Origin of the sequence: Dyadobacter frigoris, from assembly GCF_005280585.1 — a bacterium.
In the GTDB taxonomy this organism is placed as follows: Bacteria; Bacteroidota; Bacteroidia; order Cytophagales; family Spirosomataceae; genus Dyadobacter; species Dyadobacter frigoris.
Genome location: NZ_SZVO01000004.1, coordinates 368,847 through 380,864, shown reverse-complemented (window position 1 = coordinate 380,864; position 12,018 = coordinate 368,847). Strand labels below are relative to the sequence as shown.

10 protein-coding genes are annotated in these 12,018 nt (G+C 40.6%); 9 read left to right on the top strand and 1 reads right to left on the bottom strand.

Annotated features, from left to right (window positions below; translation table 11 throughout):
• Positions 1 to 120: 120 nt before the first annotated feature.
• Entirely contained in the window at positions 121 to 984 is an 864-nt protein-coding gene (locus tag FDK13_RS10830; protein WP_137340001.1) for a prealbumin-like fold domain-containing protein, read from the top strand.
• A 479-nt stretch (positions 985 to 1,463) separates the two neighbouring features.
• On the opposite strand, the gene mnmE is transcribed toward FDK13_RS10830, so the two are convergent.
• The gene (gene mnmE, locus FDK13_RS10825) at positions 1,464 to 2,831 is read right to left on the bottom strand and encodes a tRNA uridine-5-carboxymethylaminomethyl(34) synthesis GTPase MnmE (protein ID WP_137340000.1); all 1,368 of its coding nucleotides are present in this window, start codon (positions 2,829 to 2,831) and stop codon (positions 1,464 to 1,466) included.
• A gap of 147 nt (positions 2,832 to 2,978) precedes the next feature.
• On the opposite strand from mnmE, the gene FDK13_RS10820 reads away from it, so the two are divergent.
• The 8 genes from FDK13_RS10820 to FDK13_RS10785 all read left to right on the top strand — a co-directional run bounded on the left by FDK13_RS10820 (position 2,979) and on the right by FDK13_RS10785 (position 12,008).
• The gene (locus FDK13_RS10820) at positions 2,979 to 3,560 is read left to right on the top strand and encodes a 7-carboxy-7-deazaguanine synthase QueE (protein WP_137340124.1); all 582 of its coding nucleotides are present in this window, start codon (positions 2,979 to 2,981) and stop codon (positions 3,558 to 3,560) included.
• A complete protein-coding gene (locus tag FDK13_RS10815; RefSeq protein ID WP_137339999.1) occupies positions 3,560 to 5,461 on the top strand; it encodes an OmpA family protein in 1,902 nt (633 codons plus the stop codon). Before FDK13_RS10820 ends, FDK13_RS10815 begins: the two co-directional genes overlap by 1 nt.
• A 181-nt stretch (positions 5,462 to 5,642) precedes the next feature.
• Entirely contained in the window at positions 5,643 to 6,611 is a 969-nt protein-coding gene (trxB, locus tag FDK13_RS10810) for a thioredoxin-disulfide reductase (protein ID WP_137339998.1), read from the top strand.
• Positions 6,612 to 6,695: 84 nt separating this feature from the next.
• Positions 6,696 to 7,772: a M23 family metallopeptidase gene (locus FDK13_RS10805; RefSeq protein WP_137339997.1), complete on the top strand. Its 1,077-nt coding sequence runs from the start codon at positions 6,696 to 6,698 to the stop codon at positions 7,770 to 7,772.
• 68 nt (positions 7,773 to 7,840) lie between these two features.
• On the top strand, positions 7,841 to 8,572 hold the full coding sequence (gene bshB1 / locus FDK13_RS10800; RefSeq protein WP_137339996.1) for a bacillithiol biosynthesis deacetylase BshB1: 732 nt from the start codon (positions 7,841 to 7,843) through the stop codon (positions 8,570 to 8,572).
• Between the two features lie 169 nt (positions 8,573 to 8,741).
• Positions 8,742 to 9,299 (top strand): peptide-methionine (R)-S-oxide reductase MsrB, encoded by a 558-nt coding sequence (msrB, locus tag FDK13_RS10795; protein WP_137339995.1) that lies wholly within the window; start codon positions 8,742 to 8,744, stop codon positions 9,297 to 9,299.
• A gap of 294 nt (positions 9,300 to 9,593) precedes the next feature.
• Positions 9,594 to 10,787 (top strand): DUF4856 domain-containing protein, encoded by a 1,194-nt coding sequence (locus FDK13_RS10790; protein WP_137339994.1) that lies wholly within the window; start codon positions 9,594 to 9,596, stop codon positions 10,785 to 10,787.
• A 78-nt stretch (positions 10,788 to 10,865) separates the two neighbouring features.
• Positions 10,866 to 12,008, top strand: a complete 1,143-nt coding sequence (locus FDK13_RS10785; RefSeq protein ID WP_137339993.1) for an imelysin family protein — start codon at positions 10,866 to 10,868, stop codon at positions 12,006 to 12,008.
• Positions 12,009 to 12,018: the final 10 nt, after the last annotated feature.

The following is a 12,018-nucleotide window of genomic DNA, read 5'->3' as shown; positions in this document are numbered from 1 at the left end:
ATGAAATATAATGTAATCATCCTCCTTCTAGTATTCACAAGCATTATTTCCTGTAAAAACTATCGTAAACTGAAAGATGTAGATCCAGTGGCCAACAGCTCCTATTTACATGGACGGCTTGTGCTCACGGACACGCTTACACAACGCGTAATAAAAAAGCCCCTAGGTAAAAAGACCGTCACGGTCAACTTCAGTGACGCTACCGACAACACCAATTTCCTCCACAGCACTGTTACCGATGATAACGGTTATTTCAAATTTGAACAACTCTCCGATAAAGGGAAATACATCGTCTATTATTCAGAAACAGTTGATAACAAACTGTATTCCGCTACTTCGGAAGTCATCTCTTTACCCAACGAATCAACCGACCTTGTAGCGACGTTAGCATCGAATAATCAATTTGGCGTGATCTTCGATATTTCCGACGAAGATGGACAACGGCTTGGTAATGCCGATGTATGCATATTTACTACGTCGATCCCTCTTACTAAAAACGGATGCGATGGCAGTAGCTTTTCTCTCAAGTCGGATGCTAATGGGAATGCTTCACAGTTTAATCTAAGCGAAAGACATTATTACATTTTTAGCAAGATCGTTATCAACGGTAACGATTATATTTCGAGAGACACGATCAAAATTGGGAATGGGATTCTCAAGAAACATATCAGCTTAAAAGCGATTCCTCCTGTCAGTTCGAATAATCTGGCTATTGTAGCTATCGACGTAAATGCCAACGTACTGGCCAATGCTACGATTTGTCTTTTCACCAGCAAGGCATTATTCGCAAGAGATACGTGTGAAGCAAGTAACTATTCGCTAGTAACCGATTCAGGCGGCAAAGGGTCGTTTACAAACCTTCTTCCCGGCAAATACTATGTACTAGGTACTTTGTATCTCAAAAACTTTCGCTTAATGGCCAAAGATGAGGTGAATATAGAGAACAATAAAACAAAAGATCCGCTGCCATTAGTTTTGAAATAAAAGCGGGTTTAAAATTCACTATTATCAGTCAATACTGTGAATTAACACAAAAATATCGCTACAGAATTTGCTCTTTCCGCTTAAAACCTTGACTTTACGCGCCCTCATTTTGTAGTTTCTTCTATTACATTTCAGACTGCAAAATCTAGTCACGGTGGTCTTGGCAGTGAACTTATTACCGCATTCCTGGCAGATTCTGATGGTTTCAATTGTTGAGCTCATAGTGCCTTGTTTCCTATTGTTTCTACATGTTTCAGTACGTTTCAGAATGTTTCAGTTTGTTTCATCATTTCCCCCCTAAAACCTGAAAATTTGTACCTTTTTGTACCTCATGCCAAAAATACCATAAAAGGTACAAATCGGTACAAAAAAACCGAATATTATCGCAAAACATCAAAAAATAAAAAACCCTGTTAGAACGTATCTAACAGGGTTTTAGTTATCTTTACTTACCTTTATTTATTGTTAATTACTCCTATCTACTTTCCGATACAGAACTTACTAAATATATTATCCAGCAAATCATCCGTAACAATAGTCCCTGTTATCTCTCCCAAATGATGCAGAGACAATCTTATATCCTGAGCCAAAAAATCACCCGTAATCCCTGTATCCAAACCATTGATAACTTCATTCAAAGCATCCTGCGTTTTCAACAAATGTTCGTAGTGACGAAGATTTGTTACAACTGTATCCGTTGCTGATTGTCCGTAAACACGGTTAACAAGGATTTCTGTCAGTACCTGTAAACCTTCCTGCGTTTGAGCTGAAATTCCAATAATTTCCGGATTTTCAGATTTTAATTTATCAAAAGTTTCAGGTTCAATATCAATTTTGTTAAAAACCCAAAGAATATCTTTGCCAACGGCTAGTTCCGTAGCAACCTGTTTATTTTCCAGAAATGTTTGTTCGCTGTCGAAAAGAAAAATCACGATATCTGCCTTTTCCATCGCGCCACGTGAACGCTCAATGCCGATCGATTCGACCAAATCTGTCGTTTCCCGAATTCCAGCTGTATCGATAAACCTGAATTTCAATCCTTCCAAAACCATGGTATCTTCGATCACATCACGGGTTGTTCCAGCCACGCTTGTCACAATGGCTTTTTCCTCATTTAAAAGTGCATTTAATAAGGTTGATTTTCCAACATTCGGAGACCCGATAATGGCCACCGGAACACCTTCCTTCAATGCGTTTCCATAATCAAAAGACTCAATCAAAGGCGCAATAGTCTTACGCAGTTTCTGGATCAACTGCCTCAAATCGTCCCGTTCAGCAAACTCCACATCTTCTTCCCCGAAATCCAGTTCCAGCTCAACCAATGAAGCAAAGTGGATTAGCTCTGTTCTGAGCGAAGCCAGTTTTTTTGAAAAACCTCCTCTCAATTGATTCATTGCCGTTTTATGACTCGCTTCGGAATCAGCAGCAATTAAATCCGCTACTGCCTCGGCTTGTACCAAATCAAATTGTCCGTTCAAAAATGCACGTTGGGTAAATTCTCCGGGGCGTGCAATCCTTGCTCCTTTTTTTATCAAAAGTTTTAAGATTTGTTTGATAATATAATCAGAACCATGACAAGAAATTTCAACAGAATCTTCTTTTGTAAAAGATTTTGGTGTTTTGAAAACAGTTACCAAAACCTCATCTATTAATTCCGTATCTGATTGTATTGTGCCAAAATGTGCGGTATGGCTTTCAACCTGATTCAGGTTTTTGCCTTTAAAAATATCGTTAACAATGGAAATGGAATCTAATCCGGAAACGCGGATTACGCCGATTGCTCCTACGCCCGACGGAGTTGCCAAAGCGCAAATTGCTTCCTGCTGTTGTACTAAGTTACTTATCATAATGCAAAGATGGCATTCATTCAGCAAATTATTTCCTGATTTCTTTTGTTACCATCTATCTTTGTACTGATTTTATTTATCGCTTATCTACTTTTTTGAATTTTGCTAACTGAAACATTACCCATCGTCACCAGCCAGCTTCCGGTTATGGAAGCCTTTTATACTTTGCAGGGAGAAGGCCAGCATAGTGGAAAAGCTGCCTATTTTATCCGTTTAGGCGGATGCGAAGTGGGTTGTCACTGGTGTGATGTGAAAGAATCCTGGGACGCTAACGCGCACCCGAAACAGGACATCAATACGATTGTTGAAGGTGCTCTTGAATACCGCGGCCGACTGGCTGTGATTACGGGCGGAGAACCTTTAATGTACAATCTTGATGCACTTACCGGCGCTTTACAGGAAGCCGGTTTCCAGACAAACATTGAAACTTCCGGCGTTTATCCGTTTACCGGGCATTGGAACTGGGTTTGTTTTTCTCCAAAAAAATTCAAAACGCCGCATCCTGATATTTATCAAAATGCCAATGAACTAAAAGCAATCATCTATAATAAGAGCGACTTTGAGTTTGCGGAAGAACATGCTGCAAAAGTGAATGAGAACTGTACCTTATTATTGCAGCCGGAATGGAGTAAACACCAACAGATGCTTCCTTTGATAATAGATTACATCAAAGACAATCCGAAGTGGAAAATGTCGTTACAAACGCATAAATATATGAATATTCCGTAATGCGCCCCCTTCTTCTGACACTGCTTTTTTCAGGTTGGTTTTTCTCAACAAATAGTCACGCACAGGATGTGCCTTTATCGCGCCGTGGTAAAGAAACGTTTGATAAAGCTCAGAAAGCATGGCAGGCAAGGCAGCTGAATGAAGCAATGGTATTGTTTGAAAAAGTAGAAGAAACGGATCCGAACAATTCTGAAATTCATTTAAGACTGGCGCAGATTTACGAACTTCAAAAAAAAACGGAGCTTACCAGAAAACATTTTGCCAGGTTTGTAGCACTCCGCCCATCCGATCCTCAATCTTCTTCTGCTTATCAATGGCTTGGAAGTAATTTTTTCAGAGAGGAAAAGTATGATTCTGCGGTTGTATATTTTGAAAAAGCATTAGCTCTTTCTCCTCCAAAATCCGGTTTAGCGCGTTTGGCGAAAAAAAGTGCAGCTTCCTCCAAGTTCGCTCAAACAGCGATGAGAAATCCAATGAAGGTGCATAAACAATCCCTAGGCGATACCGTAAATTTCCTCAATTCACAATTTTTTCCGGTTATGACAGCAGATGATGAAACGCTCATTTTCACTGGATTAACGGAAAATCGTGATGAAAATATTTATGTAACGCATCGAATTCCCGGTGGTTGGGATGTACCGGAAGAAATCTCGAAAGCAATTAATACCACTAATAATGAAGGTACATGCAGTATTTCAGCAGACGGAAGAACGTTGGTTTTGACTGCCTGTAATCGTCCGGATAGTTATGGTGGCTGCGATCTTTACATTTCTCACAAACAAGGAAATGACTGGAGTGCGCCGCAAAATGTGGGTGAAAGTATCAATTCCAGAAACTGGGAATCTCAACCTTCTCTTTCCGCAGATGGGAGGACACTTTATTTTGCTTCCGATCGTCGCGGCGGCCAAGGCCGTTCGGATATATGGTATTCGGTTTTGAAAGAAAAAGGACAATGGTCGGATCCAAAAAATCTTGGACCAATAATCAATACGCCGGAAGACGAAAATGCTCCTTTTATTCATGCCAACGGACGCACGCTTTTTTATGCTTCAAACGGGTTAACGGGCATGGGAGGTTTTGATATATTTTTATCCCAAAAGGCAGACACGACCTGGACTACTCCACAAAACATAGGTTATCCGATTAATACCCAGGCCGACCAGGTTGGACTATTTATTTCATCTAATGGTAAAAAAGGATATTATACAGACGACAGTTCTGAAAAATCCAAAGGCCGTTCCCTGTTATATACTTTTGATCTGCCTGATTCCCTGCAAAATCTGGTAACCCCTACCCGTTATGCAAAAGGTAAAGTTTTTGATAAAAAAACAGACAAACCGCTGGCGTCGAGCATTGAATTATATGATTTGAAAAGTCAGGAAAAAGTCGCTGAATTTTCATCGGATACCCAAACTGGTAATTTCCTGGCTGTTTTGAACAAAGGAAGCGAATATGCTTTTTATGTTTCAAAAAGTGGTTATCTGTTCAAAAGTCTTACTTTTTCCGTAACCGATTCTGCTTCCTCTGTCAACCTTGATATTCCTTTGGAAGCGATTGAAAAGGACAAAATTGAAGTTTTAAACAATATTTTCTTCAATACCGGAGAATTTACGCTGGACGATAAATCAAAAGTTGAATTAAACCGGATGGTTGAATTTTTGAAAAACAATAAACAGATCAGTATCGAAATATCCGGACATACGGATGATGTTGGAAGTGAACAGACCAATCTGGAATTGTCTAAAAAAAGAGCACAATCAGTTCTGGATTATTTGAAAAAATCCGGCATTGAACCAGAAAGACTTACAGCAAAAGGCTTTGGAAAAACAAAACCGGTAGTAAAAAATGACTCCGAACTTAATCGCCAAAAGAACCGCAGGATTGAATGGCGGGTTTTGTAAGGAAATTTGCATAAAGGAGTGAAATTTCGCACTTTTGTACAAAATCCTATGTTAGCCTTACGTGAGCGTAAAATTACAAATCGCTCCATTATCACACTGACACATGGAATAGCAAAATGGCTGTTCTGCACTGTAAATGCTTGAATTAAAGATTTTTGAATACTATAAGTAAGAAATTAACATGACATCTGAAAAAGTAGATTGCCTTATCATTGGTTCCGGTCCTGCCGGCTACACCGCTGCTATATATGCTTCAAGAGCTGGTTTAAATCCTGTTCTTTACCAGGGAGCCCAGCCTGGTGGTCAATTGACGATTACTACCGAAGTTGACAATTATCCGGGATATCCTGACGGAATTACAGGCCCCGAAATGATGATCAATTTCGAAAAACAAGCCAAACGTTTTGGTGCCGATATCCGTTACGGTATGGCAACAGAAGTTGATTTCACTTCATACCCGCGCAAAGTGATCATTGATGGCAAAAAAGAAATTCTAGCTGATTCGGTGATTATTTCTACCGGTGCCACTGCAAAATGGCTTGGTATTGAAGGTGAAGAAAGACTGAACGGCCGTGGCGTTTCTGCCTGTGCGGTTTGTGACGGTTTCTTTTTCCGTGGCCAGGATGTAGTGGTTGTAGGTGCTGGTGATACTGCTGCCGAAGAAGCAAGTTATCTTGCCAAATTGGTTCGCAAAGTGTATTTGGTAGTGCGTCGTGATGAAATGCGCGCTTCTAAAATCATGCAGAAACGTTTGGAAACGCTTCCGAATATTGAAATTCTTTGGAACACTGAAACTGTTTCTTTGAACGGAGAAGAAGGTTTGGAAAGTGTTTTAGTTAAAAATAACAAAACCGGAGCAGAAACACTTCTTGACGTAACCGGATTTTTCGTAGCGATTGGTCACAAACCAAATACCGAAATTTTCAAAGGTTATATTGATATGGACGAAACCGGATATATCAAAACCATCAAAGGAAGTGCACATACCAATGTTCAGGGTGTGTTTGCTTGTGGTGATGCTCAGGATAATGTGTATCGTCAGGCTATTACCGCTGCCGGAACAGGTTGTATGGCCGCTTTGGATGCTGAACGTTTCTTGATGGAGCGTGAAGTGGAAGTGATCGCCGATGACATCCTTGAAATAAATTAAGAATAACCCGGATACATTTGACATTAAAATCGGGCTTGGCATTGTGGAAATCACAATGCCAAGCCCGATACAGTAATTATATTTATGAGAGAAAAGCTTATTGTTGGTTTGCTAATGGTCGTGTGTCTGATCCCCTGGAACACGCAAGCACAAGAGCGAGGAAAGTTCAAAAAAAACCCGAAAATCAACCAGGCGGGCAGTAATGCCAATGAAGGCCCAACCAAAGTAGGAACGCCTCAGCCCGAGGACGAATTTCAAGTTGAAACTTCTACTTTAAAATTCCAAAGCCAGTTTGAACCAGTGAAACCGTTGAACCCGGTTGTCAGTGAAGATACTTCAACGATTGACGAAGGAGAAACCGACGTTGTAGAAGTCGTAGACTCTCTGCTGGTTGGTGACGAATGGGTAAAATCTGCCGAATATTATGTGATTTGGGATTCACGGACTATCAATCCTTATGGATTAAGTCCGCTGGATTTCGACGAACCTGTTGACCTCACCTTATATAATCCTGCCCTGAACCGCATGTGGAGCGCGCCGATGGGGGAAACAAAAACGACTTCCAACTTTGCTTATCGCTGGGGCCGCTGGCATAACGGAACCGACCTTGACCTGGAAACGGGTGATACAGTCAGATCTACTTATGACGGTATGGTCAGGATCGTGGCCTGGGACGGAAGTGGTTATGGGAAATTTATTCTGGTACGTCACTACAATGGTCTTGAAACCTTATACGGTCACCTTTCCAAGCAATTGGTAGAATCCGGACAAATGGTTAAGGCGGGGGAAGTGATAGGTTTAGGTGGTAACACCGGCCGCAGTTCAGGTTCTCATTTGCATTATGAAAACCGTTATGAAGGAAATCCTTTTGACGCCCGAAATATTTTTGACTGGGATAATAAACAAATCCGTTCCGATCATTTTCTGTTAACAAGCAGTGTCTGGAATCACCTTCGCGGCGGACGTGCAACGAAAAGTGAATTTGAATCCGGAGATGCACCCGTAGCTTATACCCGCTCGATTTTGCATAAAGTGCGTTCCGGTGATACGTTATCATCCATTGCCGGAAAATATGGTGTTTCGATTTCAACCATTGCCAAAAAGAACAGGATTTCTACCCGTTCAACCTTACGTTTAGGACAAAAAATAAGAATTAAATAAATCAGAAAAATGGAGCTGGATTTAATTCAGCTCCATTTTTTTTAGAAAAAAAATAAAATATTTACCTGATGAAACTTGATATTTTGGCCATTACGGCCCATCCTGATGATGTTGAACTAGGCTGCGCCGGTACTTTGCTGGCACAAATGGCATTAGGAAAAAAAGTCGGGATAGTGGATTTGACACGCGGAGAACTGGGTACAAGAGGAACGCCGGAAGGTCGCATCCAGGAAGCTGCTGATGCTGCTGGTATCCTGGGAATTTCCGTTCGTGAAAATGTAGGCATTGCCGATGGATTTTTTGCCAACGACGAAGCGCATCAAAAAGCGGTCATTCCTTTTATAAGAAAATATCAGCCCGATATTGTCATTACCAACGCTTTCGACGACCGTCATCCGGATCATGCGCGCGGTGGGAAACTGGTATCTGACAGTTGCTTTTATTCGGGACTGAGAATGATTGAAACCTTTGACAGTGAAGGAAATAAACAGGAATCCTGGAGACCTCGTCTGGTATTTCATATAATCCAGGACCGTTACATCAAACCGGATTTTGTCGTAAATATTACTGATTTTCACAATCAGAAAGTTCAGGCCATCAGAGCTTTCAAGAGCCAGTTTTTTAACGCAGATTATGACGAGAACAGTAAAGAACCCCAAAGTTATATTTCGTCTCCTGAATTTTTAAATTTCATCATCGCCCGCGCCCAGGAAATGGGACACGCAATCGGTGTCAAATATGGTGAAGGTTTTACCACAACAAGAATGCTGGGTGTTCAGGATTTGTCCTCATTTATTTAGTCATTTTTTTGCAAAATAAATTTCCAGCCAGACTCCTGGTTTATCAACGGAAAATGAAAAAATATAACATTTTTTTTGACAAAGCGGAACAATGAAAAAATCCTGAATGTTAAATCTTTACGGATGCGAATTTCGTATATTTTACATCAGGACTTCAAACCAGATAAACATGAAAATTAAGTTAGTGATGCTCGTTTGCGGCGTAATGGCATTTTGGTTTCAAAGTTCATTTGCACAGACAACGGAGCAAAAAAGTCCGGTTTATTCTCACACTGACACGAATAAAGTAACAACATCAGAAACTGAGTGGAAAAAGATTCTTCCCGCAGAAGTTTTTCAGGTGGCGAGATTAAAGGGAACAGAACGCCCTGGCACTAGTAAATTTGAAACGTCAAAAGAAATAGGAACTTATTACTGTGCAGTTTGCGGCAATCCACTTTTTAAGAGTGATACTAAATTTGACAGCGGTTGCGGTTGGCCAAGTTTCTACGAACCGATCACCAAAACTTCCATCGTTTATCACACCGACAAAACGTTGGGAATGGTAAGAACCGAAGTAACCTGCGGAAGATGCAAGTCACATTTGGGCCACGTTTTTGACGATGGTCCCCCGCCAACTGGTTTACGCTACTGCATAAACGGCGTCGTACTTGATTTTGAAAAAGCAAAAACAGCAGAAAAAAGTTATTCCAAAAAACATAAAAAAGATACCAGCGGCGGTAAATGATATTTAAGGTTTAAATAAGCCAACCTCTTTAAAAACTCCTGAGGAGAATCCATTCAAACCGGATTTCTCTCAGGATTTTTTTTATTTCCTCAACCGATTGATTAATTGATTGTTAGAAAGTTAACAGACACATTAAGAGAAAAATAGAAGATTCCAAGCAAATTAATAACTTCAATAAAGACAAACAATTTGTTCTAATTCTAAATAATGTATATGTTTGCATCGATCATTTGGTATTAGTCTAAATAATCGCGCCCAAATGCAGCATATATCCTAACAAAACTTACTTCTCGAATGTTGAAAAACAGATTTACTTTTAAATCGCTATTGTTCGCAGCAATGGTAGCAGTTAGTCTTTCCTCTTGTAGTGATGACGATGATTCACCTGTTACACCACCTGTTGCAGCGGATTTGCGCACCAAAATCGACTATGCAAAAGTTACTGCAGCCACTCCTTACAAAGCACTTTTTATTGATGCAAAAGGTGACACAACGGTTGATCTGACAACTGCTAACAATCGTTACAGAATGTTCCAGGGACTGAATTACTACTTAGGTGCTGCCGTAAGAGATTCGGCTACACTGGATGTAACGGTAATGAAAAACATGTTTGCGAATACATCAAATCCTTTTGTAGATGTAAGTACTTTAAAAATCGTCGGAGCAACATTGAATTCATCTGGTGTTCAGCTAAAAGACAAAACAGCTTCTTCCAAAACTGCGGCGGAAATCAATGCGGCAAATACTTATCTTGAAGCAAGTTTTGCAGCAATAGCCGATGCAAGCAAATCTGTAAAAAAAGCAGCTTCAAAAGGTGTAGCCGGAAAATCAGGCACTTATCTTCTTGATGCAAAAGGAATTGAACATGCCCAAATTATCCAGAAAGGATTAATCGGAGCACTTCAATTAGATTATATTTCCAATGTGTTGTTCGTTAAAGGCCTTGAAGCTGATAACAAATCATTGGTATCTGGTAAAAAATATACTGCATTGGAACATAACTGGGACGAAGCATACGGTTTATTAACTTTAAACCCTATATATCTTGCCGGTGCTACGGACGCCGTAAGAAATGCCCCTGAATCATTCCTTGGATCTTATATTTGGGAATATAACAAAGCCAACTACGCGAAAATCCATCCTGCTTTTGTAAAAGGACGCGCCGCTATCGTTAACAACGATGCTACGGAATTGAAAACACAGGCCACTTTCATCAGAACGGAAATGGAAAGAGCCATTGCCCAGGCCGCAGTAGGTTATTTGGGCAAATGGAAAACTTCAACTACGGATGCTGCACGTGCACACGCTATGGGTGAAGGTCTTGGATTTATTTATTCTTTACGTTATGCTTCGATCAACGGAGCGGATGCAGCTTTCTCTGATGCTATTCTGGTTGGACTTGTTGGTTCTGCAAATGGTTTCTGGGACTTGACTCCTGACAAAATCAATGCAGCTTCTGACGCTATCACAGCGAAATTCAAGCTTTAAGATCTGATAAATTTCGTTATTTATTTCCCGAAGTGGACTGGTTGCTCGCGCACCAGTCCACTATTATTGTTTAAAAAGATGACACTACTTAACTTCAAAAAAAGTGCCTTAATCTTGTTTTTAACAAGTACATTATGGGCATGTTCAGGAGGCAGCGATGCTCCGACAGAAACCATTGACGTACAAGACAAGAACAGAAAAGATATGCTGACCAACCTGGCCGACAATATCATTATTCCTTCATACGCCAGTTTTCAAGCAAAGTTTGATTTAATGCTTGCTAAAAGAACCGCTTTCCTTGTAAAACCTGAGCAGCTGGAATTAGTTGCATTAAGACAAGCCTGGGCCGATGCTTATGTGGAATGGCAAAAAGTTGAGCTTTTTGAATTTGGCCCGGGAGAAAAATATTCAATCCGAAATTATTTCAATATTTATCCTGCCAATGTTGCTGGTATCAACAGCGATATTTCCGAACTGATACCAAACTTTGAAGTCCCTGCCTCCTATGACAGACAGGGGTTTCCGGCTTTGGATTATATGATCAATGGTGTGGGCGCGGATGACGCAGCCATTTTAGCATATTATGGAGCGCCAACGGAAGGAGCTAAACGTCTTGCGCATTTGAATCGCCTTACCAACAGAATGGGCGGCCTGATCAATAAAGTAAGAGCCGACTGGAGCAGTACCGCGCGTGAAACATTTGTAAACAAAACAGGATTGGATATTGGCTCTTCGTCTTCCCTGATGGTTAATGCTTATGTGCTTCACTATGAAAGATATATCAGATCAGGAAAATTCGGCATTCCTTCCGGAGCCATGTTAAACGGAATTCCGGCGGCTGAAAAAGTAGAAGGTTTTTACAAAAAGGATTTGTCGCTGACTTTGGCAAAAACTGCTCAACAAGCTTTCGTCGACTTTTTTAATGGAAAGAATTTCACTACCGGTGTTGAAGGCGCATCCTTAAAAACTTACCTGAACGCTTTGGGAGCGAAAGACAGCGCAACGGGAAAGACGTTAAGTGAAATCCTGAATACGCAGTTTGAAGTGATCAAAACGAAACTGAATGCGTTAAAACCAAATCTTTACGACGAGGTAAAAAGCAACAACCAGGCGATGAAAGATACTTATACGGAAATGCAAAAAGCCGTACGTATGCTGAAAGTCGATATGACTTCTGCGATGAGTATTACAATTACCTACACCGATAACGACGGAGACTGATAAAATTCAC